Origin of the sequence: Streptomyces sp. WAC04114 (assembly GCF_019733245.1) — a bacterium.
Lineage (GTDB): Bacteria > Actinomycetota > Actinomycetes > Streptomycetales > Streptomycetaceae > Streptomyces > Streptomyces massasporeus_A.
On sequence record NZ_JAIGQA010000027.1, the window covers coordinates 1 to 23,931 of the forward strand.

A 23,931-nucleotide genomic window follows, 5' to 3' on the forward strand; every position below is an offset into this window, starting at 1 on the left:
GCCTTTCCCGTCCCACCTCCCCTGATTGGCCCGGCCCATGACCGATACCGCTCCCACGGCCCCACCGTCGCCCACCCAAGTCACCCTCGCCGACGGCCGGGTGGAGATCGCCCCGGGCGCCCCCGCACCGACCGGCCCCTACGCCAACGAGGACCTGCTGCCGGTCCCGGTCGAGAAGCGCACCTGGACCACCTACAACTTCTCCGCGCTGTGGGTCGGCATGGCTCACAACACGGCCTCCTGGACCCTGGCCTCCGGGCTCATCGCCGTCGGCATGGACTGGAAGCAGGCGGTGCTCACCATCGCCCTGGCCAACGTCATCGTGCTGATACCGATGCTGCTCACCGGCCACGCCGGACCCAAGTACGGCATACCCTTCCCGGTCTTCGCCCGGGCCTCATTCGGCATCCGCGGCGCCAACCTGCCCGCTGTCGTACGGGCGTTGGTGGCGTGCGGCTGGTTCGGCATCCAGACCTGGATCGGCGGCGAGGCCATCTACTTCCTGGCCGGCAAGCTCATCGGCACCGGCTGGACGGACGCGGCGAAGGTCGGCGGCTACGCCTGGACCATGTGGCTGTCGTTCGCGATCTTCTGGGCGCTGCAGGTCGTCATCATCTACCGGGGCATGGAGACCATCCGCCGCTTCGAGAACTGGGCGGCGCCCTTCGTGCTCGTCGGCGCGTTCGTGATGCTGTGGTGGATGAGCGACAAGGCGGGCGGCTTCGGCCCGCTCCTCGACCAGCCCTCCAAGCTCGGCTGGGGCGCGGACTTCTGGAAGCTGTTCGCCCCCGCCCTCATGGGCATGATCGGCTTCTGGTCCACACTGTCGCTGAACATTCCCGACTTCACCCGCTACGGCAAGAGCCAGAAGGCGCAGACCCGGGGCCAGGCGCTCGGCCTGCCGACCACCATGACGCTCTTCGCCTTCCTGTCGGTGATGGTCACCTCCGGCTCCCAGGCCGTCTACGGCGAGGCCATCTGGGACCCGGTGCAGCTCGCGGCCAAGACCGACAACACGGCGGGCCTGCTCTTCGCGCTGGTCACCGTCCTGGTGGCGACGCTCTCCGTCAACGTCGCGGCCAACCTGGTCTCCCCGGCGTTCGACTTCTCCAACATCGCGCCCCGCAGGATCAGTTTCCGGGCCGGCGCCCTCGCCACCTGCGTCCTCGGTGTGCTGATCTTCCCGTGGAAGCTGTACTCCGACCCGCAGGGCTACATCTTCACCTGGCTCGGGCTGGTCGGCGGCCTGCTCGGCACCGTCGCGGGCATCCTCATCGCCGACTACTGGATCCTGCGCCGCTCCCGCCTCGACCTCGCCGACCTGTACCGCCCGGGCGGGCGCTACTGGTACGAGGGTGGCTGGAACTGGCGGGCCGTCGCCGCCTTCGCGGTCGGTGGCGTCCTCGCCGTCGGCGGCGCGAGCTTCAAGCCGCTGATCGACGGCCGTCCCATCCCGGCGCTGGCCGATCTGGCCGACTACGGCTGGGCGGTGGGGCTGGGCACGTCGATGGTCCTGTACCTGGTGCTGATGGCCCTGAGGGGCCGGAACACCGTGTGAGGCAAGGCGGTGCGCTGGAGGGCGCTCAGCCCTTGTCGCTCTCCAGCGCGGCCACCGCTTCCTTCGCGGCCTTGATGGCGCCCTTGTTGATGGTGTCCGTGCTGGGCGCCTCCTTCGACTCGAAGTCGCTGCCGTTGTAGGTGATCGTCACCAGTGCGTTGGAGGCACGGGCGATCACGACGCCCTCGCGGGTCTGCTGCTTGTCCTCGGTGGTGAGGTTCACGACGGAGTACGCGCTGTCGCCCAGGCCGGGGACGGCCCCGCCGCCGCTCTTCTTGTCGAGGTGCGCCTGGTACGACTTCTGTGCGGCGTCGTCCGACTCCATCACCTCGAAGGAGACGTCGAGCCAGCGGTAGTCGTAGCCCTTGAGCGCGTTCCAGGAGCAGGTGCGGCGCAGCTTCGAGTCCGTGGACGGGATCTCCTTGCCGGCCGTCTTGGCGCCCGGCACCAGCGACTCGATCGTCTTCTTGGCGACGCTCTCGCACGGGGCGGGCGCGGCCGGGTACGCCTTCGACACCGTCGACGTCGACGGTGCGGACGCGGACTGCGTCTCGGTCTTCTCCTCGGCCGGCTTGTGCTCGGCGGCCTGCGGCGCGGCGAACGGGCCGGACGACAGCGCCCAGCCCGCCGCGGCGAGCACCACCACCGGGGACAGACGGGCGGTCAGGGCGAGGGGCAGAGGTAGGGAAGGCACGGCGCCCTTCTCGTGGGGGACGGAAGGTGCGGAGCGGGTCCGCACGGCGGACGGAACGACAGTGTCACACGAGTGTCTGTGGTGCGGAAGTGCGAACTCGCTCCGTGGCCGCACGGTGACGGGGGCCCACCGTTCACCGCCCGGATTCGGCCAGTTGGGAGTCGTGTGGGTGGTTTGCGGCAGCTGCGCCCGTAGCCGCGGGGCTGGGGTGGTTCCTGCCGAGAAGTGACCGCTCACCTGCGATCTTGCGAGGTTTTGCCGGACCTCGGGCAGGGGGAGGGGACGGGTGGTGTGCCCCTGGGCGCATACGACGACGAGAGATGAGAAGGCCGAATGTTCACGTCCCGTCCGACCCTCCAGGGCACCTTCGGCATGGTGTCCTCCACCCACTGGCTCGCCTCGCAGTCGGCGATGGCCGTCCTGGAGAGCGGCGGCAACGCCTACGACGCGGCCGTGGCGGGCGCCTTCGTGCTGCACGTCGTCGAGCCGCACCTCAACGGCCCGGCCGGCGAGGTGCCCATCCTGCTCGCCCCGGCCGGCGGCGAGGTGCGGGTGCTGTGCGGGCAAGGCGTCGCACCGGCCGGCGCGACCGTCGCGCACTACCGGGGCCTCGGCCTTGACCTCGTCCCCGGCACCGGGCCGCTCGCCGCCGCCGTACCGGGCGCGTTCGACGCCTGGATGCTGCTGCTGCGCGACCACGGCACCCGGTCCCTCGACGACGTCCTGAAGTACGCCATCGGCTACGCCGAGCACGGACACGCGCCCGTGGAGCGCGTCGGCGAGACCGTCGAGACCGTGCGGGAGCTGTTCGAGACGGAGTGGACCTCGTCGGCGGAGGTCTACCTGCCCGGCGGCAAGGCGCCGCGCCCCGGCGAGCTCTTCGCCAACCCCGCACTCGCCGCCACCTGGAAGCGCCTGCTCGCCGAGACCGCCGGCGCGGGCGGCAGGGAGGCGCGGATCGAGGCCGCCCGGGAGGTCTGGCGCACCGGGTTCATCGCCGACGCCCTCGTCCGCCAGGCCGGCCGCCCCACCAGGGACACCAGCAAAGAACGCCACACCGGCACCCTCACGGCCGCCGACCTCGCCACCTGGTCCGCGACCTACGAGACACCGGCGACGTACGACTGGAACGGCTGGACCGTGTGCAAGCCCGGCCCCTGGAGCCAGGGCCCGGTCCTCCTCCAGCAACTCGCCCTGCTCCCGCCCGAACTGCCCCCCTACGGCTCGGCCGACTACGTCCACCTCCTCGTCGAGAACTGCAAGCTGGCCATGGCCGACCGGGAGGCCTGGTACGGCGACGCCGCCGACGTGCCCCTCGACGACCTGCTGTCCGACACGTACAACACCGCCCGCCGGGCCCTCGTCGGCGAGCGGGCCGAGAACGACCTGCGGCCCGGCAGCCCCGGCGGACGCACCCCGCGGCTGTGCGCGCACGCGCGCGTGGCGGCCGCCGCCCAGGAGGGCTACGACACCGTGGGCGCCGGCGAACCGACCGTCGCCAAGAGCCCCGCGTCCCCCGTGCCGGGCGAGCCGGAGATCCTGGCCGACGGGACCACCCGCGGCGACACCTGCCACCTCGACGTCGTCGACCGCTGGGGCAACATGGTCTCGGCCACGCCCAGCGGCGGCTGGCTGCAGTCCAACCCGGTCGTGCCCGAGCTCGGCTTCCCGCTCGGCACCCGGCTCCAGATGGCCTGGCTGGAGGAAGGCCTGCCCAATTCCCTGACCCCCGGCCGCCGCCCCCGCACCACCCTGACGCCCTCGATCGCCCTGCGCGACGGCGTGCCCGTCATGGCCTTCGGCACGCCCGGCGGGGACCAGCAGGACCAGTGGCAGCTGCACTTCCTCCTCGCGGTCGCGCTGCGCGCCGAGGTGCGCGGCGGCCCCGACCTCCAGGGCGCGATCGACGCCCCGAACTGGCACAACGACAGCTTCCCCGGGTCCTTCTATCCGCGTGGCATGCGCCCGGGCAGCGTGACCGTGGAGTCCCGCACCGACCCGGCCGTCGTCGCGGAACTGCGCAGCCGCGGCCACGACGTGACCGTGGGCGGCCCCTGGTCGGAGGGCCGGCTGTGCGCGGTCGCCCGGGACCCGGAGACGGGGGTGCTGTCGGCGGCGGCGAATCCGCGCGGGATGCAGGGGTACGCGGTAGGCCGGTGATCCGGCGGACCGCTGTTCATCGCGAGGCCACCCGGAGTGCATCCGGCGGGCGGGCGTTGTCAGTGGCACGTGTTGTCATGGAGGAGTGATCGACATCAACGAAACCATCGAAGAGTTTCTCGCAGAGCGCGCCTCCGACGTCGAGGAGGCCATTCGCAAGGCCGCCGCCACCGAGATCATGCCGCGCTGGCGCCAGCTGGCGGCGCACGAGATCGACCAGAAGAGCGGCCCGCACGACCTGGTGACCGACGCCGACCGCAAGGCCGAGCTGTACCTGACCGAAGCCCTGGCCGCCCTGCTGCCCGGTTCGGTCGTGGTCGGCGAGGAGGCGGTCCACGCCAATCCCGCGTCGTACGGGGCGATACGCGGCGACGCCCCGGTCTGGATCGTCGACCCGGTCGACGGGACGCGCCAGTTCGTGCGCGGCGAGGCCGGGTTCTGCACCCTGGTCGCGCTGGCTCACCGCGGCACCCTGCTCGCGTCCTGGACGTACGCGCCCGCCCGCGACCGGCTCGCCACCGCCCAGCGGGGCAAGGGCGCCCACCTCGACGGGGAGCGGCTGTTCGCCGGAGTGCCGGAGCCCGGCCGTGACCTGCGCGTGGCCACCTCCCACCCCGACTACACGACGGACGAGGAGAAGCACGCCCTGCTCGGCCTGCGCGCCGACGGGGTGGCGCCGCGCCCGTGCGGCTCGGCCGGTCTGGAATACCTTGCCATCGCCCGCGGAGAGTCGGACGCCGTCGCGTTCTCATGGGAGGCCGCCTGGGACCACGCGGCCGGTCTGCTCCTGGTCGAGGAGGCCGGCGGAGCCCACCTGACTCTCGCGGGGGAGCCGTTCCGTATCGCGGGCGGCAACGCCCTGCCCTTCACCGCCGCCCGCGACGCCGCCACGGCCCGCCGGGTGCTGGGCCTGCTGACGGGCGAGTCATAGACCCAAGGCCGTTGCGTGGAGCACACAGTTGATTACCCACCGTGTGCACCAGCGGATTCCGGCCGCCGCAAAGCGGTCTTCCGCACCGGAAATCACCGGCGACCGGTGACTGTCAGTCTCCGGGCCTATCCTGATCCTCAGTGGCCGTCGGCTGACGAAGGGGTCCGAAGGTGCCGTCGATGCTCGATGCCGTCGTAGTGGGTGCGGGGCCGAACGGACTGACCGCGGCCGTGGAGCTGGCCCGCCGCGGCTTCTCCGTCGCCGTCTTCGAGGCCAAGAGCACCGTGGGCGGCGGTGCCCGCACCGAGGAGCTCACCCTCCCCGGCTTCCGGCACGACCCGTGCTCCGCGGCCCACCCGCTCGGTATCAACTCACCGGCGTTCCGCGCCCTGCCGCTCGAGCGGTACGGCCTGGAGTGGCTGCATGCCGAGCTGCCCATGGCGCACCCCTTCCCGGACGGCACGGCGGCCGTCCTGGCCCGGACGGTCGGCGAGACGGCCGCCTCCTTCGGCCCGCGCGACGCCGGCGCGTACCGCAGGCTCATCGAGCCCTTCCTGCCCAAGTGGGACACCCTCGCCCGGGACTTCATGTCCCTGCCGATGACCGCGCTGCCCCGCGACCCGGTGACCCTCGCCCGCTTCGGCCTGACCGGGCTGCCCCCGTCGACCCTGCTGATGCGCCGCTTCCGCGACGAACCGGCCAAGGCCCTGTTCTCCGGGCTCGTGGCCCATGTCATGGCACCGCTCGGCGGCTTCGCCACCGGCGCGATCGGCCTGGTCTTCGCCCTCGCGGCGCACGCCCGCGGCTGGCCCGTAGTCCGCGGCGGCTCCCAGTCCCTCTCCGACGCCCTCGCCGGCTACTTCAAGGATCTCGGCGGCAGCGTCCACACCGACTACGAGGTCAAGCGCCTCGACGATCTGCCGCCGGCCCGGGCGTATGTCTTCGACACCTCGCCCACCGCCCTGGCCCGCATCGCCGGCTTCGGCGACTACTACGACGGCTACCGCTACGGGCCGGGCGTCTTCAAGGTGGACTACGCGCTCGACGGCCCCGTGCCCTGGACCGCGAAGGAGGCCCGCGCCGCCGGCACGGTGCAGGTCGGCGCGAGCAGCGCGGAGATCGGCGCCGCCCTGCGCGCGGCCTCCCGGGAAGGCAGGGCCCCCGACAAGCCCTTCCTGATCACGGTCCAGCCGAGCGTCGTCGACCCCACCCGGGCTCCGGACGGCAAGCACGTCTTCTGGGCTTACGGGCACGTCCCGCACGGCTGGTCCGGCGACCTCACCGACACCATCGAGCGTCAACTGGAGCGCTTCGCCCCGGGGTTCCGCGACCGCGTCCTGGCCCGCGCCACGGCGGGCCCGCCCGAACTCGCCGCCCGCAACGCCAACTACGTCGGCGGGGACATCGCCTCCGGCGCCGCTTCCGGCCTCCAGCTGCTGCTGCGCCCCAGGGCCACCCTGTTCCCTTACCACACCCCGCACCCGGCCGTCTTCATCTGCTCGTCGGCGACCCCGCCGGGCCCCGGAGTGCACGGCATGTCGGGGCACAACGCGGCGAAAGCGGTCTGGAAGCGGCTGAGGCAGACATGACCGCCATCGAACTGGTCCAGGGTGACATCACCCGCGAGAGCGTCGACGCGATCGTCAACGCGGCCAACTCCTCACTGCTGGGCGGGGGAGGGGTCGACGGGGCGATCCACCGCCGCGGCGGACCCGCGATCCTGGAGGACTGCCGACGCCTCCGCGCGGCGCACCTCGGCAAGGGCCTGCCCACCGGCCAGGCGGTCGCCACCACCGCCGGCGACCTGGACGCCCGCTGGGTCGTCCACACCGTCGGCCCGGTGTTCAGCGCGACCGAGGACCGCTCCGGCCTCCTAGCGTCCTGCTACCGCGAGTCGCTCCGCGTCGCCGGGGAACTCGGCGCCCGTACGGTCGCGTTCCCCGCGATCTCCACCGGTGTCTACGGCTGGCCGCTGGACGACGGTGCCCGCATCGCCGTCGAGACCGTACGGGCGGCGGACACGCCGGTCGAGGAGGTCAGGTTCGTCCTCTTCGACGAACGGGCCTACGAGGCGTTCGCCGCGCAGCTGCGCTGAGCCACGGCACGGCACGGCTCAGACGGGCTCCGGCTCGAAGTGCCGCAGCAGGTCCCGGCCGGGCTGCACGACTCCGTAGGTGCTCTCCGGGACGGCGTTCCACACCCCGGGGAGATCGCCCAGCGGCTCCGACACGACCAGTCGCGTCTCGTCGGAGACGTGGTTCAGGAATCCCAGGTCGGGGTGGAGGGCCCGCACGTCCTCCACCCGGCTGCTGTAGTAGAGCGACCGCGACTTCCCCGCGCTGGAGTAGCGGAAGAACCACACCCGCTCCCCGTCGGTCACCGCGACCGTCATCTGCAGCGGCTGCGGCACCCCGTGCTCGTGGCCCAGGCGCTCGATGAGCCCCGTCATACGGGCCACCGCACCCGGTGGATCGCCGTCCAGTCCGAAGGTGAGCGCCACGAGGAACATCACCTCCGAGTCCGTCGTGCCCTCCATCGACGGGAACAGCTCCGGGTCCACGGCCAGCATGAGATCCCGGCGCAGCTCCCGGAACCCGTCGATCGCCCCGTTGTGCATCCACATCCACCGCCCGTGGCGGAACGGATGGCAGTTCGTCTGCTGCACGGCCGAGCCGGTCGAGGCGCGCACATGCGCGAAGAACAGCGGCGAGCGGACGTGGTCGGCGATCTCCCGCAGGTTGCGGTTGCTCCAGGCCGGGCCGGTGTCTCGGATGACGGCGGGGGCGCGCAGGTGCCACGCGTACCAGCCGACGCCGAAGCCGTCGCCGTTGGTGGTCTCGACGCCCATCCGCGCGTGCAGGCTCTGGTCGATCAGCGAGTGCTCCGGGCGGTAGAGGACGTCGTCGAGGATCACGGGAGTGCCCGAGTAGGCGAGCCAGCGGCACATGGCCGATACCCCTGTTCCGAGCCGCCCCGGCCGGGCCGCGCGGCTCCGTAGGTGATGTGCGTGGACCCCAGGGAACCTCCCTCGCGCCCCGGCACGCATCGCCCGCCGCGGGTGGTTACGGCCGGGCGTGCGCGCCTGGGTGAGCGCCGAACCTGGAGCGGAGCGAGCATCGCTCGTGGTGGAACGGACGGCAGACGAGGGGGCGCGTCGCGTGCGGGCGCTGCGTGCCGCCGGCGGGTGCTGCGCAGACGCCCCGCGTGGACCGGCGGCGGACGCCGACCCGCCTCACCGGGCCCGAAATGACCCGGGCGATCACTCCGTCGCCGCGTGGATCCGGCCCGAGCGTGCCGCCGCGCCCAGCGCCTCGAAGTCCCGTTCGTTCTGGTCGGCGTACTCCTGGGCGAACACGGTCAGCGCCCGGTCGAAGCGGTCGCCGCCGCCCAGGTAGGCGGCGATGGCGATGGGATCGCCGGAGCGGGCGTGGGCCCGCGCCAGGCTCGCCCCGCACAGCCGCGCGAACAGCCGGAGCAGGCCGGGGTCCATGGTCTCCGGCTGGGCGATGCCCTTCCAGTCCCGCAGCTGCCGTACGTAGAAGTCCCGCTCGTGCCCGTCGAGGCCCACCGCGTGCGTCCAGCCCAGCAGGATGTCGCTGGTCGTCTGGATCAGCCGCTGCCCGGCCACCACGCGCCGGCCCTGGTTGTCGTAGCGGTCGCCGCCGGAATGGGCTGCGAGGACCGACTCCTGCGCCTCCTTGGCCTGGAGCAGCAGCGGATCGTCGTCGTCCCGGCCGAGCATCAGCACGATCCAGCAGCGGGTGCCGACACTGCCGACCCCCACCACCTTGCGGGCGATGTCCACCAGGCGGTAGCGGCGCAGCAAGTGCCGCCGCTCGGACGACAGGCTGCGTGCGTAGCCCTCCAGGACGGCCCGCAGCTCCTTCTCCCGGAAGTGCGCCGAGTCGTCCTCCAGCAGGTCCCGCAGCGGGGTGATCAGCGGCGGGTCCGGTGTGATCCGCCGCCCCACGGCCGTGTCCCGGGTGAGCTTCTCGTAGGCCTGCATGTGGGTGCGGGTCCGTGCCTTCGCCGTGACCTTCGCGGCGCGGCGCCTGGCCTCCTTGGACATCGACGCGGCCATCAGCTCCCGTATGTGGTCGGTGTCGTCCTGGGCGTACCAGATGTCCAGGTTGCGCATCCCGGCGAAGTCCCGCATCCGCCGCCGGTAGGCCTTGACGCACGTCTCCACCGCGCTGTTCTGCTCCGCCGCGGAGAAGCCGTTGGCGCGCCCCGCGATGGCGAAGCTGGCCGCGAGCCGTTTGACGTCCCACTCGAACGGCCCGGCCAGCGTCTCGTCGAAGTCGTTGATGTCGAAGACCAGATGGCGCTCCGGCGAGGCCAGCAGGCGGAAGTTCAGCAGGTGGGCGTCCCCGCACAGCTGCACCCGCAGCCCGGTGCCCGTGTGGGCCCCGAGGTCCGCCGCCATGATCGCCGCCGCGCCGCGGTAGAAGCGGAACGGGGACTCGAGCATGCGGCCGTACCGGATCGGCACCAACTCCTGGACGCGGGTGGCGGACTGGCGCTCCACCACCTCGACGGGGTCGAACCGGTCGGGCCCGGCCTCGAACCCGGCGTGGGAGGAACGCGGCACCCGCCGCCGGGCGTCGCGGCCCGCGGTGGCCCGCTCGGCCGGTGACATGAAGGTGGTGAAGGGACTCGGTACGGTCATGGCTCAGCGCTCCGGCCGCGAGGGGATGTCGTCCGAGGGCTCCCGGCCCTGCCGGCGCAGCCCCGCCTGCACCGCGCCGGCGAGGATCTTTGCCGCCACGCCCACCAGCAGCAGCCCGCCCGCCATCTGAATCATCGTCAGCACCCGCCCGGTCTGGGAGCGGGCCGTGATGTCGCCGTAGCCGACGGTGGTGAACGTGGTCAGCGTGAAGTACAGGGAGTCCGTCTTGGTCAACGGCTCACTGAACGAGCCGGGGGTCGTGTGCTCCAGCAGGAAGTAGGAGCCCGCGAAGAGCAGCAGGAACAGTGCCAGCGTCGTGGCCAGGGTCTCGATGGCCTTCAGGCGGGGGTAGGGCGAGGTCACGATGGCCCGCACCTCCCACCAGAAGACCACGACCACCAGCAGCAGACCGCAGGCCAGCAGCACCGAATCGCCGTTCGTGCCGCGCCCGTCCAGGGGCAGCACGTAGTAGACCGTGACGAGCCCGGCCGCGATGAGCGCGGCGCGCAGGAGGGCCGTGGCCGCCGCCCGCCGGCGACGCCCCGGCCGCCGCCGGTCGGGAACCTCCGCTGGATCGTCCATCGCGCCTCTCGGTCTCGGTCCCGCCCCGTGCCGGGGCGCCCCACAAGGCCTGCCCTACCACCTCAGCGTCCGGACGCCCCGTACGGATCACCCGCCACGGGTGAGGCAGCCCGGCTCCGGCCCCGGGCACGCTGGTGCCGACGGGGACGACTGCCGGGCGTGCACCCGGGACGGAGGACCGACATGAGCGCGCAGAACTACCTGGCGTACGACTTTCCGCTGCTGAGCGCCTTCTGGTCGGTGCTGTGGTTCTTCCTCTGGATCATGTGGTTCGTCCTGCTCTTCCGGGTGGTCCTCGACATCTTCCGCGACGATTCCCTGAGCGGCGGGGCCAAGGCCGGCTGGCTGGTCTTCTGCGTCCTGCTGCCCTTCCTGGGCGTGTTCGTCTACGTCCTCGCCCGCGGCCGGAACATGGGCCGTCGGGAGACGGACCGGGCCCGTGCCCAGCAGCAGGCCTTCGACAGCTACATCAGGGAGACCGCCCGGGGCGGCGAGGACCGGTCCAGCAGCGTCGACGAGCTCGTCAGGCTGTCCGAGATCCGTTCCCGCGGCGACATCACGGACGAGGAGTTCCGCAGGGCGAAGGAGCTGGTGCTCAGTGGCTCCGGAGCCTCGGGCACCTCGGCCGCCGGTACCCCCACCTCCGGTCGCTGACCGCGCCGGACGCAGCAGAATCGAGGCAGCAGGATGACCGCTACACACCCGACGCACGGAACGTCGAGGGCGAGGCACGGAACCGCCGCCGCAGGCCTGATGATCTTCGCAGCCGTGATGCTCATGCTCACCGGGATCCTCGCCATCATGCGCGGCATCTCGGCCATCGCCGAGGACCAGGTCTTCGTCACGACCCCCAACTACGTCTTCTCCTTCGACCTCACCGGCTGGGGCTGGATCCACCTCGCCCTGGGCGTGGTTGCCGTGCTCGTCAGCGTGGGGCTGTTCCAGGCCTCCACCTGGGCACGCGTCCTCGGCGTGGGGATCGCCGGACTCGTCCTCATCGCCAACTTCCTCTCCCTGCCCTCCTATCCGGTCTGGTCCGTGGTGATGATCGCGATGACCGGGTTCATCATCTGGGCCCTGTGCACCGTGAAGAAGAGCGACATGTGAGAGCCGGCCCGGCCGTGCCCGCCCGGAAGGGACGGGCACGGCCGCGTTCGCGTCCCGGCCCCCGCGCTCAGGCGCGGGTGCGGACCAGCAGCAGGGCGACGTCGTCGTCCGGCTCCGGGCTCAACGCGCTGAGCAGCCTGTCGCTGGCGCGCTGCAGGCTGGGCCCCGCGTTCTGGAGCAGCCGGGTCAGTGTGTCCAGGCCGGTGTCGATCGGCTCCCCGCGGTTCTCGACCAGCCCGTCCGTGTACAGGGCGAGCAGGGAGCCCGGGGCGAGTTCCACCTCCACCGTGCCGAACTCCACGCCACCGACCCCGAGCGGGACCCCGCCCGGCACGTCGACGAGCTCGGCACCCCCGTCCGCCCGGGCGAGCACCGGCGGCAGATGCCCGGCGCTGGACAGCTCGCAGGTGCCGCGCCGCAGGTCGCACACCGCGTACACGCACGTGGCGATCGCGTCGCCGAGGGAGCCGGCGATGTCGTCGAGGTGCCGCAGCAGCTCGGCGGGCGGCAGGTCCAGCCGGGCCAGCGCCCGCGTCGCCGTGCTCAGCTGCCCCATGATCGCCGCGGCCTGGACGCCCTTGCCCATGACGTCCCCGACGACCAGCCCGGTGCGCCCCGGGCCCAGCGGCAGCACGTCGTACCAGTCGCCGCCGACCTCGCTGAGGGCGGGGCGGTAGCGGGCGGCGATGTCCAGCCCCTCCCGCTGGGCGGGCGTGCTCGGCAGCAGGCTGCGCTGCAGGGTGAGGGCGGTGCCGCGCTCACGGCCGTAGAGGCGGGCGTTGTCTATGCAGATCGCGGCGCGGGCGGCGAGTTCCGACGCGAGCACCTGGTCCCGGTCGTCGAAGGGGCGCTCGTTGACCGTGCGGTACAGCGAGAGCGTGCCGAGCACCTTGCCCCGGGCCACCAGCGGCAGCGCCAGGTAGGAGTGGGCGCCGGCCTCGTGCAGGGCGAGGGCGGCCCGTGAGTCCCGGGCCAGACGCCGCAGCATCTTGGCGTCCACGCGCTCGACCAGGACCGGGCGGGCGCTGCGCACACACTGCGTGATGATCCGCGACGAGCTGTACGTGGCCAGCTCGCCCACCGGGTCGGCGGCGTGGATGGCGTCGGTGGGGTAGCCGGCCGCCACGGCCAGCGCCCGGAACTCGGCCGGGGAGCCGCCCGACACGGGCGTGATGGTGCCGCGGGCCACGACCGACTCCAGGACGTCCACGGCGGCCAGGTCCGCGAGGTGCGGCACGACCACGTCGGCCAGCTCCCGGGCGGTCTGCTGGAGGTCCAGCGTGGTGCCGATCTTCATGCCCGCGTCGGCGATCACCGACAGGTGCTGGCGGGCCTGCGCGACCTCGGCCGCGGCCTGCTGGCGCTCGGTGACGTCCAGCACCGCCATCGCGATCCCGAGTACCCGGCCGTCGATGTCCTCGATGCGGTGGTAGGACTCCGAGTAGGCGCGCTCCTGCTCGTCCGCCGCCGTCCGGCCGACGGTCTGCTGGTCGAGCAGAGGCGCGCCGGTCTCCAGGACGTGCCGCATCCGGGACTCGATGGCCTGCACGTCCAGGCCGGGCAGCACCTCCCCGACCCGGCGCCCCAGCACCGCCTCCTCGGGCACGCCGTTGATCCGCTCCAGCGCGGGGTTGACCCCGACCCAGCGCAGGTCGTTGTCGAAGACGGCGATGCCGATCGGGGTCTGGTTGACGAGGCTGTGCGAGAGGGCGAGGTCGCGCTCGACCTGCCGTACGGTCGTCGCGTCCGTGGCGAGTCCCAGCAGGTGGGGCTGCCCCTCGGGGTCGAGCAGGCGCATCGTGCGGAACTCCACGGCGCGTTCCGTGCCGTCGCGATGCCGCAGCGGGAAGACACCGGCCCAGCGGGCACCCGTACTGACCTGGGCGAACAGCTCCCTGCCCCGGGGCCGGTTCTCGGGGGAGACCAGGAGGGTGTCGGCGCGCTGGCGCAGGGCCTCCGCCGCGGTCCAGCCCAGCAACTGTTCGATCTCGGGGCTCCACAGAGCGATGTGCCCGCCGGCGTCCAGCACCACCGCCGCGACCTTCAGCAGATCCAGCAGCCCCCCGGGCGCGGCCGTGACGGCGTCGCGGTCCGAGGTCGCATACCCGTTCATGCGAGCCGCTCCTTCCGGCGCGGCAAAAGGTACCGCCATGATCTGTTGCGCGGGCTGTCCGATGAGGTCACATTACGGTCGGAGGAGCGGCACTGTCGCGCCGAAATGACAAAAAGCCGCGGGTCGGTGCCCGTGGTGGGAGGGAGCGGCGGCATGGAGGACTGGACCTTACGGGAGAGCCTGGTCACCGGCTGCGGGGACGTGCGCTGGGACCGTCTGGGCGACCCGGGCGGCGAGCCGGTCGTGCTGCTGCACGGGACGCCCTTCTCGTCGTACGTGTGGCACGAGATCGCACCCGCCCTCGCCGCGGTCGGGTACCGGGTGCACGTCTGGGACATGCCCGGTTACGGCACCTCCGCCATGCACGCGGGCCAGGACGTCTCACTGGGCGCCCAGGGCGGGATCCTCGCCGAGCTGCTCGCGCACTGGGGGCTTCGGGAGCCGTCCGTGATCGCGCACGACTTCGGCGGGTGCGTGGCACTGCGGGCCCACCTCCTGCACGGGGCCCGCTACCGGCGGCTCGCCCTGGTCGACCCCGTGGCCCTGCGGCCCTGGGGCTCCCCCTTCTTCCGCCTGGTCGGGGAACACAGCGAGGTCTTCGAACAGCTCCCGGCGGCGCTCCACGAGGCCCTGGTGCGCGAGTACGTCTCCTCCGCGAGTCATGCGGGTCTGCGCCCCGCCACGCTCGACGCGCTGGTCGGGCCGTGGACGACCGAGGAGGGCCAGGCCGCCTTCTACCGGCAGATCGCGCAGGCCGACCAGCGCTTCACCGACGAGATCCAGCCGCTCTACCCCTCGATCGACCTGCCCGTCACGGTCTGCTGGGGCACCGAGGACACCTGGATCCCGTTCGCCAGGGGGCAGGAGCTCGCCGCCCTGATCCCGGGTGCGCGGCTGGTGCCCGTCCCGGAGGCCGGGCATCTCGTCCCGCTGGACGCGCCCGCCCGGCTGACGAGCGAGCTGCTCGCCTTCCTCACGGCCTGAGAACCGTCCGACACCGGGGAAACATCAGGACCGAACAAAGTCCGACGCGGTCATTGCTTCGATTGTGTGCGGGTCCTAGGGTGTGCCTGCTCAGCAGTTGCTCACTCACCGTCAGTTGTCACGCGACTCAACAGAAACTCCCATCCGGGGTTCGCAGTTGAGGATCGCATCTGACGTGCCCTCAGTCCGTGCAGCACCGCACCTGTCGAACCGAGGAAGGCCACGTTCATGCCACACTCCCCGCACCCGTCCCCCGCCGACCGGCCCGTCGTCAGCCGCCGCCGTCTGCTGGAAGGGGGAGCCGCCGTGCTCGGCGCGCTCGCGCTGTCCGCGTCGCCCGCCGCTGCCCACGCGGCCGGCCGGCGCCCGGCGGCGGACGGCCCGCCCGAGTGGAACGACGGCCTGAGCGTCTACCGGGTCGGCACCGAGCCGCCGCACACCACCCTCATGCCCTACGCGGACCTCGGGCAGGCCCTGAAGGGCGACCGCGAGCGCTCGCCGTACCGGCTGAGCCTCGACGGCAAGTGGAAGTTCGCCTACGCGGACCGGCCGGACGACCGGGACCCGGACTTCTACGGCACCGACGTCGACGACTCCCGCTGGGACACCATCCCCGTCCCCTCGGCCTGGCAGCTGCACGGCTACGACTTCCCGATCTACGTCAACATCACCTACCCCTGGTGGGGTCCCAACGGCGGTGGCGAGGACGCCCGGCCGCCGGCCGCCCCGACCCGCTACAACCCCGTCGGCCAGTACCGCCGTACGTTCACCGTGCCCCGCACCTGGTCCGGCCGCCGCACCTTCCTGCACTTCGAGGGCGTCAAGTCCGCCCACTACGTGTGGATCAACGGCGAACTGGCGGGCTATCACGAGGACTCCTACACCTCCGCCGAGTACGACATCACCCGCCACCTCAAGCCGGGCACCAACCAGATCGCCGTCGAGGTGTACCGCTACTCCGACGCGGAGTGGCTGGAGGACCAGGACATGATCCGGCTGAGCGGCATCTTCCGCTCGGTCCACCTCTACTCCACGCCCAGCGTGCACCTGCGCGACTTCCGCCTGGACACCCCGCTCGGCGACGGCTACACCACCTCCGAACTCAAGGTCACCGCGCAGGTCCGCGACTACGGCGGCAAAGGCGCGGGCCGCTACACCGTCGAGACCCAGCTGTACGACGCGCGCGGCCACGCCGTCTGGTCGCGGCCCCTGAACGGGCCCGTCGACGTCCCCGACGGCGACGAGGCCACCGTCGAGGCGTCCAGAGCCGTCCCCTCGCCGAAGCTGTGGTCGGCCGAGCACCCGAACCTGTACACCGCCGTGCTCCGCCTGCGCGACCCGGCCGGCAAGGTCGTCGAGACCCTCTCGCACCGGATCGGCTTCCGGGAGTTCGCGCTCAGGGACGGCCTGATGCGCATCAACGGCGAACCGGTCTCCATCCGCGGCACCAACCGGCACGAGATGCACCCCGTCACCGGCTCGGCGCTCACCCGCGCGCAGATGGTCGAGGACATCGGGATCATCAAGCGGCTCAACATCAACAGTGTCCGCACCTCGCACTACCCCAACAGCCCGCTCTGGCTCGAACTCGCCGACGAGTACGGCCTGTACCTCGTCGACGAGACCAACCTCGAGACCCACGGCATCCGCGACGAGTTCCCCGGCAGCGGCCACCCCGAGTGGACCGAGGCGTGCGTGGTCCGCGCCCAGAACATGGTCCACCGCGACAAGAACCACGCCTCGGTGGTCATCTGGTCGCTCGGCAACGAGGCGGGCGGCGGCAGCACCTTCAACGCCATGCACGACTGGATCCGCTCCTACGACTCCACCCGCGTCATCCAGTACGAGGGCGACGACCGCCCGGGCATCAGCGACATCCGCTCCGAGATGTACGACAGCCCGCAACGGGTCGAGCAGCGTGCCAAGGACACGAGCGACACCCGGCCGTACGTGATGATCGAGTACTCCCACGGCATGGGCAACTCCAACGGCAACTTCAAGAAGTACTGGGACATCGTCCGCCGCTACGACGTCCTCCAGGGCGGCTGGATCTGGGACTTCGTCGACCAGGCCCTGAGCTGGCCCACCCCCACGCGCAAGCTGCTGACCGAGTCCGGCCCGGGCGCGCTGCGCGGCGAGATCATGGCACCCGCCGCGACCTTCGACCGCGCCAGGGGCGTCTCGGGCGGCACCGTCTTCCCCCGCGACACCCGCCTCGACCTCACCGGCTCGCTGACCCTGGAGGCCTGGGTCACCCCGGACGTCACCGGCGGCCATCAGCCCATCATCGCCAAGGGAGACACCCAGTACGCCCTCAAGCAGACCGACAGGAACCTGGAGTTCTTCATCCACGGCGGCGGCCAGTGGGTCACCGCGAGCTGGGCCCTGCCCGACGGCTGGACCGGCAAGGAACACCACATCGCCGGCGTCTTCGACGCGGACGCGGGCACGCTCACCCTCCACGTCGACGGCCAGGTGCGCGGCACCAGGACGACCACCCGGCGCCCCGCGAACAACACCGCGTCCCTGTCACTCGCCACCGACATCGACAACCCCACCCGGGAGTTCAGCGGCACCATCCGACGGGCCCGCGTCTACGCCCGCGCCCTCGGCGCCGCCGAACTGGCCTCTCAGACCCGCGCGCCGGGCGACGAGGGCGTGCGCTTCTGGTTCGACGCGGCCACCGCCGGCCTCACCGAGAAGCGCCCGCGCGACAAGACGTTCTACTCGTACGGCGGCGACTGGGGCGACAACCCCAACGACGGTGCCTTCGCCGGCGACGGCATCGTCCTGCCCGACCGCAGCCTCACCGGCAAGTCCGCCGAGATCAAGCAGATCTACCAGGCCGTCAACGCCACCGCGGCCTCCGGCGGCCCCGGCGCCGTCACCCTCACCAACGAGTACCTGTTCACCAACCTCCGCGAGTTCGACGGCCGTTGGTCCCTCGTCGCCGACGGCGAGGTCGTCCAGCGCGGCCGGCTGACCCGCGACCAGCTGAACGTGGCACCGCTGAGCAGCAAGGACGTCAAGATCCCGGTGCGGCTCCCCGCGAAGCCCGCGCCCGGCACGGAGTACTTCCTCCAGCTCTCCTTCACCACCAGGGAAGCCACCCCGTGGGCCGAGGCCGGTTTCGAGGTGGCCAAGCAGCAACTCGCCCTCGACGCCGGCAGCCCGGCCGTGCAGCCCGCACCGCTGCGCGGTGTGCCCGCCCTGAGCCACACCGATGGGGACCAGACCGTCACCGTGAAGGGCAGGGGCTTCTCCGTCACCGTCGACAAGGCCGCCGGGATCATCACGTCCTACGAGGCCGGCGGCGCCCGTCTCCTCACCTCCGGCCCCGTCCCGAACTTCTGGCGGGCGCCCACCGACAACGACCGCGGCAACGGCCAGCACACCCGCAACCAGACGTGGCGCGACGCCGGAGCGCGGCGGAAGGTCACCGACGTACGGGTACGGCCCCTGGACGACCGGGCCGTGGAGGTCACCGTCACCGGCACGCTGCCCACCGCCACGGAGTCGACGTACGGCACGACCTTCACGGTCTTCGGCAACGGCGAGATCAAGGTCGACAACACCCTGCACCCGGGCGCGGCCGGCCTGCCGTACATCCCGGAGGTCGGCACCCTGCTGTTCCTGCCGCGCAGCCTGGACCGGCTGCACTACTACGGCCGCGGCCCCGAGGAGAACATGTGGGACCGCAACAACGCCACCGACGTGGGTCTGTACTCCGGCACCGTCTCCGGGCAGTGGACCTCCTACCTGCGCCCCCAGGAGAACGGCAACAAGACCGACGTGCGGTGGGCCGCGCTGACCGACGGCAGGGGGCGCGGACTGCTCGTGGCCGGTGAGCCGCTGCTGGAGGTCAACGCCTCGCACTTCACCCCCGAGGACCTGTCCGTCGGAGCCCGCCACGACTACCAGCTCACCCCCCGGGACGCGGTCGTCCTGCGGCTCAACCACCGGCAGATGGGCGTGGGCGGCGACAACAGCTGGGGCGCGCACACGCACGACGAGTTCAAGCTGCTCGCGAACCGCGACTACGCCTACACCTACCGGCTGCGCCCGCTGGCGCGCGTGAGCGAGGCGATGGAGGCCTCGCGCCGGCCGACCGCCGGCGCGTAGACCGTCTCGGCGGCGCCGCCTCAGTCGGCGGCGTCGCTGATGCCCAGCCGCAGATGCTCCACGTGGTACACGGCCTGGTCGAGCAGCTCGGCGACATGGTGGTCGTGCAGCGCGTAGACCACCGAACGGCCCCGCCGCTCGCCCACGACCAGGCCCAGATTGCGCAGCAGCCGCAGCTGGTGCGAGCAGGCCGACTGCTCCATGCCCACCTCGGCGGCCAACTCCGTGGCCGGCAGCGGGCCTTCGCGCAGCCGCGCCAGGATCAGCAGCCGTGAGGGCGTGGACAGGGCCTGGAGCGTGGTGGCGACCTTCGCGACGTTGTCCGCGTCCAGGCGTACGCGCTCGGCGGCTTCCTGCACGGGGGTGACGGCTCCATGACCCATGCCGTCATCGTACCGGCCCCGTGCGAACACATGAAGAAATATTCATCTATCCCGTCCGGGCGCGGGGCGCCGGCACGTCCATGTCGGATTCTCGCCAGCCCTACCTCGCCCCGTGCCGGATGCTGGACCCATGCAGATGGGGATGCACACCGACACCGAGCGCTGCGTACGCGCCGTCCGGTCCAAGGACGCACGCTTCGACGGCTGGTTCTTCACGGCCGTCCTGACCACCGGCATCTACTGCCGTCCCAGCTGCCCGGTGGTGCCGCCCAAGCCGGAGAACATGGTCTTCCACCCCAGCGCGGCAGCCTGCCAGCAGGCCGGGTTCCGCGCCTGCAAGCGCTGCCGGCCCGACACCAGCCCCGGCTCCCCGGAGTGGAACCAGCGCGCCGACCTCGTGGCCCGCGCCATGCGGCTGATCGCCGACGGCGTCGTGGACCGCGAGGGCGTGCCGGGCCTGGCCGGCCGGCTGGGCTACAGCACCCGGCAGGTCGAGCGGCAGCTCCTCGCCGAGCTGGGCGCGGGCCCCCTCGCGCTCGCCCGCGCCCAGCGCGCCCAGACAGCCCGGCTGCTCATCGAGACGACCGCCCTGCCCATGGCGCAGATCGCCTTCGCCGCCGGCTTCGCCTCGATCCGCACCTTCAACGACACGGTCCGCGAGGTCTTCGCCCTGCCCCCGAGCGAGCTGCGCGCCCGCGCCCCCGAACGGCAGGGCGCCGGCACCCCCGGAGCGCTCACCCTGCGGCTGCCGTTCCGCGCCCCGCTCAACCCGGACAACCTCTTCGGCCACCTCGCCGCGACGGCCGTACCCGGCGTGGAGGAGTGGCGCGACGGCTCCTACCGCCGCACCCTGCGCCTGCCGTACGGCCACGGCATCGTGGCCCTCACCCCGGCCCCGGACCACATCGCCTGCCGCCTCACCCTCAGCGACCTGCGCGATCTGACCGTCGCCATCAGCCGCTGCCGTCGCCTGCTCGACCTGGACGCCGACCCCGTCGCCATCGACGACCAGCTCCGCACCGACCCGGTCCTCGCGCCCCTGGTCGACAAGGCGCCCGGTCGGCGCGTGCCGCGCACCGTCGACGAGGCCGAGTTCGCCGTCCGGGCCGTGCTCGGGCAGCAGGTCTCCACGGCCGCCGCGCGCACTCACGCGGCTCGCCTGGTCACCGCGCACGGCGAACCGGTCGAGGATCCCGAGGGCGGCCTCACCCACCTCTTCCCGGCCCCCGAGGCCCTCGCGGCGCTGGACCCCGAGTCGCTGGCGATGCCCCGCACCCGCCGCACCAGCTTCACCACCCTGGTCCACCGGCTCGCCGACGGCGACCTGCGCCTCGGCGTCGAGAGCGACTGGCCGCAGACCCGCGCCCAGCTCCTCGCCCTGCCCGGCTTCGGCCCCTGGACGGTGGACGTCATCGCCATGCGGGCTCTGGGCGACCCCGACGCCTTCCTCCCCACCGACCTCGGCATCCGCCGCGCCGCCCGCGAACTGGGCCTGCCCTCCACCCCCGCCGCGCTCACCGCACGCGCCGCCGCCTGGCGCCCCTGGCGGGCCTACGCGGTCCAGTACCTCTGGGCGACCGACAGCCACCCGATCAACTTCCTTCCGGTATAGGGACGTCCGATGAAGCAGCACACCGTGACCGACAGCCCGTACGGCCCGCTCACCCTCGTCGCCGAGGACGGCGTCCTATGCGGTCTGTACATGACCGACCAGCGCCACCGCCCGCAGCAGGAGACCTTCGGCACCCTCGACGACACCCTGTTCGCTCAGGCCGAGGAGCAGCTGAAGGCCTACTTCGCGGGCGAGCTCAAGGAGTTCACCGTCGAACTGCGCCTGACCGGCACCCCGTTCCAGTGCGCCGTCTGGGAGGAACTGCGCCGCATCCCCTACGGCGAGACCCGCACCTACGGCAGGCTCGCCGACACCCTCGGCACCCCCACCGCCTCCCGCGCGGTCGGCCTCGCCAACGGCCGCAACCCCATCGGCATCATCGTCCCCTGCCACCGCGTCATCGGCGCGAACGGCAGCCTGACCGGCTACGGCGGCGGCCTGGAGCGCAAGCAGCGCCTGCTGGACTTCGAGCGGGGCGCGGCCCTGTTCTAGGGACCCCGAGGCGTTCCAGGCGTTCTAGGCGGTCGCCCCGAGGCCGCGCAGCAGCTCCGGCAGCGCCGTGCCGATGGGTTCGCGGACGATGTCGTCGGCACGGTCGTCGTACGGGGTCGGCTCGGCGTTGACGATGACCAGACGGGCGCCGTGGTCGGCGGCCACACCGGCGAGACCGGCGGCGGGCTGGACCTGAAGGCTCGTGCCGACGGCGACGAAGACCTGGCAGGCCTGGCTGACGGCGGCCGCCTCGCCCAGGACGACGGGGTCCAGCCGCTCACCGAACATCACCGTCGCCGGCTTCAGGATCCCGCCGCACTCCCGGCACGGCGGGTCCTCCTCACCGGCCTCCACCCGGGCCAGCGCGTCCGCCATCGGGCCGCGGGCGTGGCAGCCGGTGCAGACGAAGCTCCGCGCCGAGCCGTGCAGTTCGAGCACCTTGCGGGCCGGCATCCCGGCGAGCTGGTGCAGCCCGTCCACGTTCTGCGTGATCACCCGCACCGGCACCCCGGACCGCTCCAGCTCCGCCACCGCCCGGTGCGCGGCGTTGGGCTCGGCCCGCAGCGCCCCCGTCTCACGCCGCATCAGCCACGACCGGCGCCGGATCTCGGCATCGCCCATGTAGTACTCGTACGTGACGAGCTTCTCGGCCTCGGGATCCCGCCGCCACAGCCCGTTGGGCCCGCGATAGTCGGGGATCCCGGAATCCGTACTGATACCGGCACCGGTGAGCAGGGCGACGAGCGGCTTGGTCATGCCACCGACAGTAGGACGGGCCGCGGGGCGGCGGCGAGCGGTTATCGGGCGGGACGCCGAGGGTGAGCGGCCCGCCCGGTCAGAACACCCGCCGCCCGTTCTCCAGCTCCGCCGTGCCCGAACCGTCCGTCAATACGTCCAGCGCCGCCAGGACCCGGCCGCCCGTCGGGCCCGGCAGGTACTCGGGCAGTTCCTCGCGGGGGACCAGGCGCCAGGACAGCAGTTCCTCCTCCTGGAGGCGGATCGCCTTGAGGTCGTCCTCGCTCAGCACCCCGCCGTCGTACAGGTACGCCACCACCGGCGGGCGGCCCGTGCCATGGACCCAGTCCACCGCCAGCAGCCTGCCGGGCTCCCGGTCCAGGCCGATCTCCTCGGCCGTCTCGCGGCGCGCGCCCTGCCGCGGGGTCTCGCCGTCGTCGGACTCGACGGTGCCGCCGGGCAGCGCCCAGCCCTCCCGGTAGCTGGGCTCGACGAGCAGCACACGGCCCCCGCCGTCCCGGAACAGCGCGGCGGCGCCGGCCAGGACGCGGGGCAGGGAGGCGATGTAGGCGGCGTAGTCAGGAGAGGTGGTCATCGGTGCAGGGTAACCACCGTGGCCCGCCGCATCCCCCGTGCGTCAGGCCGGCGGCGCCTCCGCCAGCCGCAGCGTCCGCTGCGCCAACTCGCTGATCCGCACCCCGTCGAAGCCGAACACCGCGCTGCGGACCGTGTCCTCCAGCGGGGCCTTCCACTGGTCGGGGATGGCCGCCGCCCCACCGAACACGCCGGCCACCGAACCGGCCGTCGCGCCGTTGGAGTCGGTGTCCAGGCCGCCGCGGACGGTCAGGGTGATGGTGCGGGTGAAGTCGCCGTCGCCGTAGAGCAGACCGGCGGTGAGGACGGCCGCGTTCGGGACGGTGTGGATCCAGCCCATGCCGGCGGTCTCCTCGGCGACCGTGGTGAGCGTGTCCTCCCAGGACATCCGGGTGTCGTGCAGCGAGACCACCCGCCGCACCGTGCGGGCGAGGCGGCAGCTCGCCGGGATCACGGCCAGGGCCTCGTCCACGGCGCGCCGCACCGTGGGCGCCGTGAACGCCGCCGCGATCAGCGCCGCCGCCCACATCGCCCCGTAGACCCCGTTGCCGGTGTGCGACAGCACCGCGTCCCGGCGGGCCAGGGAGGCGGCCCGGCGCGGGTCACCCGGGCAGGTCCAGCCGTGGACGTCGGCGCGGATGAGGGCGCCGATCCACTCCTGGTACGGGTTGTCGTACGTCGCCGTCAGCGGCGGCTTCAGCCCGCTCGCGAGATTGCGGTACGCCGCCCGCTCGGCGGTGAACGTCTGCAGATACGGCAGCCGCAGCAGCCACAGTTCACCGACCTGCTCCGTGCTGAAGCCGAAGCCGTGGGTCTCCAGCAGGTCGAGGCCGAGGATCGCGTAGTCCACGTCGTCGTCCCGGCAGCTGCCGTGGATGCGGCCGCGGACGCACTGGCGCCACTCGGGACGCATCTCGAACCCGTCGTGCTCGCTGATCGGCTCGGGCAGGTAGTCGGTGAGCGGCAGGGCCGCGGCCTGTCTCAGGTAGCGGTCGATGCGGTCGCGCGTCCACACCTCGCCCTGCTCGACCGGCTTGCCGAGCATGTTTCCGGCGACGCGGCCGGTCCAGCCGCCGAGGATGCGGTCGGCCAGGTTCGTATCGGTGAGCACAGGGGCCATGGTTACGGTCTACCCGCATCGGCGGCCGCGGTCGCCTCGTCCGCGGGTTGGGCAGATGCTGACGGCCGGGCCGTC

20 protein-coding genes are annotated in these 23,931 nt (G+C 72.4%); 11 read left to right on the forward strand and 9 right to left on the reverse strand.

Features of this window, described 5'->3' with window-relative positions:
* The first annotated feature begins 37 nt into the window (after positions 1 to 37).
* Positions 38 to 1,558, forward strand: a complete 1,521-nt coding sequence (locus tag K4G64_RS10520) for an NCS1 family nucleobase:cation symporter-1 (protein ID WP_221755763.1) — start codon at positions 38 to 40, stop codon at positions 1,556 to 1,558.
* 25 nt (positions 1,559 to 1,583) lie between these two features.
* On the opposite strand, the gene K4G64_RS10525 is transcribed toward K4G64_RS10520, so the two are convergent.
* On the reverse strand, positions 1,584 to 2,252 hold the full coding sequence (locus tag K4G64_RS10525) for a hypothetical protein (protein ID WP_221755764.1): 669 nt from the start codon (positions 2,250 to 2,252) through the stop codon (positions 1,584 to 1,586).
* A gap of 333 nt (positions 2,253 to 2,585) precedes the next feature.
* Here K4G64_RS10525 and K4G64_RS10530 point away from each other — a divergent pair, with 333 nt between their 5' ends.
* The 4 genes from K4G64_RS10530 (at position 2,586) to K4G64_RS10545 (ending at position 7,438) form a co-directional block, all read left to right on the forward strand.
* Complete coding sequence (locus tag K4G64_RS10530; RefSeq protein WP_221755765.1) at positions 2,586 to 4,412, forward strand: gamma-glutamyltransferase family protein; 1,827 nt, start codon at positions 2,586 to 2,588, stop codon at positions 4,410 to 4,412.
* Between the two features lie 85 nt (positions 4,413 to 4,497).
* Complete coding sequence (locus K4G64_RS10535; protein ID WP_221755766.1) at positions 4,498 to 5,343, forward strand: inositol monophosphatase family protein; 846 nt, start codon at positions 4,498 to 4,500, stop codon at positions 5,341 to 5,343.
* A 170-nt stretch (positions 5,344 to 5,513) separates the two neighbouring features.
* The gene (locus K4G64_RS10540; protein ID WP_221755767.1) at positions 5,514 to 6,932 is read left to right on the forward strand and encodes an NAD(P)/FAD-dependent oxidoreductase; all 1,419 of its coding nucleotides are present in this window, start codon (positions 5,514 to 5,516) and stop codon (positions 6,930 to 6,932) included.
* Positions 6,929 to 7,438, forward strand: a complete 510-nt coding sequence (locus K4G64_RS10545; protein ID WP_221755768.1) for an O-acetyl-ADP-ribose deacetylase — start codon at positions 6,929 to 6,931, stop codon at positions 7,436 to 7,438. The genes K4G64_RS10540 and K4G64_RS10545 overlap by 4 nt, the downstream gene beginning before the upstream one ends.
* A gap of 18 nt (positions 7,439 to 7,456) precedes the next feature.
* Here K4G64_RS10545 and K4G64_RS10550 read toward each other — a convergent pair whose 3' ends face one another.
* The 3 genes from K4G64_RS10550 to K4G64_RS10560 form a co-directional block, all read right to left on the reverse strand.
* The gene (locus K4G64_RS10550; protein ID WP_221755769.1) at positions 7,457 to 8,290 is read right to left on the reverse strand and encodes a class II glutamine amidotransferase; all 834 of its coding nucleotides are present in this window, start codon (positions 8,288 to 8,290) and stop codon (positions 7,457 to 7,459) included.
* 312 nt (positions 8,291 to 8,602) lie between these two features.
* On the reverse strand, positions 8,603 to 10,012 hold the full coding sequence (locus K4G64_RS10555) for a DUF2252 domain-containing protein (RefSeq protein ID WP_221755770.1): 1,410 nt from the start codon (positions 10,010 to 10,012) through the stop codon (positions 8,603 to 8,605).
* 3 nt (positions 10,013 to 10,015) lie between these two features.
* Entirely contained in the window at positions 10,016 to 10,594 is a 579-nt protein-coding gene (locus K4G64_RS10560) for a potassium channel family protein (protein WP_221755771.1), read from the reverse strand.
* Between the two features lie 183 nt (positions 10,595 to 10,777).
* Here K4G64_RS10560 and K4G64_RS10565 point away from each other — a divergent pair, with 183 nt between their 5' ends.
* Positions 10,778 to 11,248 (forward strand): SHOCT domain-containing protein, encoded by a 471-nt coding sequence (locus K4G64_RS10565; protein ID WP_221755772.1) that lies wholly within the window; start codon positions 10,778 to 10,780, stop codon positions 11,246 to 11,248.
* A 33-nt stretch (positions 11,249 to 11,281) separates the two neighbouring features.
* Positions 11,282 to 11,701 carry a hypothetical protein gene (locus K4G64_RS10570; protein ID WP_221755773.1) on the forward strand — a complete coding sequence of 140 codons (420 nt, stop codon included), beginning with the start codon at positions 11,282 to 11,284 and terminating at the stop codon, positions 11,699 to 11,701.
* A 67-nt stretch (positions 11,702 to 11,768) separates the two neighbouring features.
* On the opposite strand, the gene K4G64_RS10575 is transcribed toward K4G64_RS10570, so the two are convergent.
* On the reverse strand, positions 11,769 to 13,814 hold the full coding sequence (locus tag K4G64_RS10575; RefSeq protein ID WP_221755774.1) for a SpoIIE family protein phosphatase: 2,046 nt from the start codon (positions 13,812 to 13,814) through the stop codon (positions 11,769 to 11,771).
* 153 nt (positions 13,815 to 13,967) lie between these two features.
* Between K4G64_RS10575 and K4G64_RS10580 the strand changes: the two genes are divergently transcribed.
* Both K4G64_RS10580 and K4G64_RS10585 read left to right on the forward strand, forming a co-directional pair.
* On the forward strand, positions 13,968 to 14,798 hold the full coding sequence (locus K4G64_RS10580) for an alpha/beta fold hydrolase (protein ID WP_221755775.1): 831 nt from the start codon (positions 13,968 to 13,970) through the stop codon (positions 14,796 to 14,798).
* Positions 14,799 to 15,026: 228 nt separating this feature from the next.
* Positions 15,027 to 18,920 (forward strand): glycoside hydrolase family 2 TIM barrel-domain containing protein, encoded by a 3,894-nt coding sequence (locus K4G64_RS10585; RefSeq protein ID WP_221755776.1) that lies wholly within the window; start codon positions 15,027 to 15,029, stop codon positions 18,918 to 18,920.
* Positions 18,921 to 18,940: 20 nt separating this feature from the next.
* On the opposite strand, the gene K4G64_RS10590 is transcribed toward K4G64_RS10585, so the two are convergent.
* Positions 18,941 to 19,303, reverse strand: a complete 363-nt coding sequence (locus K4G64_RS10590) for a metalloregulator ArsR/SmtB family transcription factor (RefSeq protein ID WP_142157517.1) — start codon at positions 19,301 to 19,303, stop codon at positions 18,941 to 18,943.
* Between the two features lie 142 nt (positions 19,304 to 19,445).
* On the opposite strand from K4G64_RS10590, the gene K4G64_RS10595 reads away from it, so the two are divergent.
* Together K4G64_RS10595 and K4G64_RS10600 are read left to right on the forward strand one after the other, a co-directional pair.
* A complete protein-coding gene (locus K4G64_RS10595) occupies positions 19,446 to 20,915 on the forward strand; it encodes an AlkA N-terminal domain-containing protein (RefSeq protein ID WP_221755801.1) in 1,470 nt (489 codons plus the stop codon).
* A gap of 9 nt (positions 20,916 to 20,924) precedes the next feature.
* Positions 20,925 to 21,407, forward strand: coding sequence for a methylated-DNA--[protein]-cysteine S-methyltransferase (locus K4G64_RS10600; protein WP_221755777.1), 483 nt, complete (start codon positions 20,925 to 20,927; stop codon positions 21,405 to 21,407).
* A 24-nt stretch (positions 21,408 to 21,431) separates the two neighbouring features.
* On the opposite strand, the gene K4G64_RS10605 is transcribed toward K4G64_RS10600, so the two are convergent.
* From K4G64_RS10605 to K4G64_RS10615, 3 genes are all read right to left on the reverse strand, one after another.
* Positions 21,432 to 22,163: a Sir2 family NAD-dependent protein deacetylase gene (locus K4G64_RS10605; protein ID WP_221755778.1), complete on the reverse strand. Its 732-nt coding sequence runs from the start codon at positions 22,161 to 22,163 to the stop codon at positions 21,432 to 21,434.
* A gap of 79 nt (positions 22,164 to 22,242) precedes the next feature.
* Positions 22,243 to 22,737: an NUDIX hydrolase gene (locus K4G64_RS10610; RefSeq protein ID WP_221755779.1), complete on the reverse strand. Its 495-nt coding sequence runs from the start codon at positions 22,735 to 22,737 to the stop codon at positions 22,243 to 22,245.
* Positions 22,738 to 22,779: 42 nt separating this feature from the next.
* Positions 22,780 to 23,856 carry an ADP-ribosylglycohydrolase family protein gene (locus tag K4G64_RS10615; protein ID WP_221755780.1) on the reverse strand — a complete coding sequence of 359 codons (1,077 nt, stop codon included), beginning with the start codon at positions 23,854 to 23,856 and terminating at the stop codon, positions 22,780 to 22,782.
* Positions 23,857 to 23,931 lie beyond the last annotated feature (75 nt).

Coding starts and splice junctions, on each gene's coding strand:
- K4G64_RS10520 (WP_221755763.1), top strand. CDS start 38: ATGACCGATACCGCTCCCACGGCCCCACCGTCGCCCACCCAAGTCACC.
- K4G64_RS10530 (WP_221755765.1), top strand. CDS start 2,586: ATGTTCACGTCCCGTCCGACCCTCCAGGGCACCTTCGGCATGGTGTCC.
- K4G64_RS10545 (WP_221755768.1), top strand. CDS start 6,929: ATGACCGCCATCGAACTGGTCCAGGGTGACATCACCCGCGAGAGCGTC.
- K4G64_RS10550 (WP_221755769.1), bottom strand. CDS start 8,290: ATGTGCCGCTGGCTCGCCTACTCGGGCACTCCCGTGATCCTCGACGAC.
- K4G64_RS10555 (WP_221755770.1), bottom strand. CDS start 10,012: ATGACCGTACCGAGTCCCTTCACCACCTTCATGTCACCGGCCGAGCGG.
- K4G64_RS10560 (WP_221755771.1), bottom strand. CDS start 10,594: ATGGACGATCCAGCGGAGGTTCCCGACCGGCGGCGGCCGGGGCGTCGC.
- K4G64_RS10565 (WP_221755772.1), top strand. CDS start 10,778: ATGAGCGCGCAGAACTACCTGGCGTACGACTTTCCGCTGCTGAGCGCC.
- K4G64_RS10570 (WP_221755773.1), top strand. CDS start 11,282: ATGACCGCTACACACCCGACGCACGGAACGTCGAGGGCGAGGCACGGA.
- K4G64_RS10575 (WP_221755774.1), bottom strand. CDS start 13,814: ATGAACGGGTATGCGACCTCGGACCGCGACGCCGTCACGGCCGCGCCC.
- K4G64_RS10580 (WP_221755775.1), top strand. CDS start 13,968: ATGGAGGACTGGACCTTACGGGAGAGCCTGGTCACCGGCTGCGGGGAC.
- K4G64_RS10585 (WP_221755776.1), top strand. CDS start 15,027: ATGCCACACTCCCCGCACCCGTCCCCCGCCGACCGGCCCGTCGTCAGC.
- K4G64_RS10590 (WP_142157517.1), bottom strand. CDS start 19,303: ATGGGTCATGGAGCCGTCACCCCCGTGCAGGAAGCCGCCGAGCGCGTA.
- K4G64_RS10595 (WP_221755801.1), top strand. CDS start 19,446: ATGCACACCGACACCGAGCGCTGCGTACGCGCCGTCCGGTCCAAGGAC.
- K4G64_RS10600 (WP_221755777.1), top strand. CDS start 20,925: ATGAAGCAGCACACCGTGACCGACAGCCCGTACGGCCCGCTCACCCTC.
- K4G64_RS10605 (WP_221755778.1), bottom strand. CDS start 22,163: ATGACCAAGCCGCTCGTCGCCCTGCTCACCGGTGCCGGTATCAGTACG.
- K4G64_RS10610 (WP_221755779.1), bottom strand. CDS start 22,737: ATGACCACCTCTCCTGACTACGCCGCCTACATCGCCTCCCTGCCCCGC.
- K4G64_RS10615 (WP_221755780.1), bottom strand. CDS start 23,856: ATGGCCCCTGTGCTCACCGATACGAACCTGGCCGACCGCATCCTCGGC.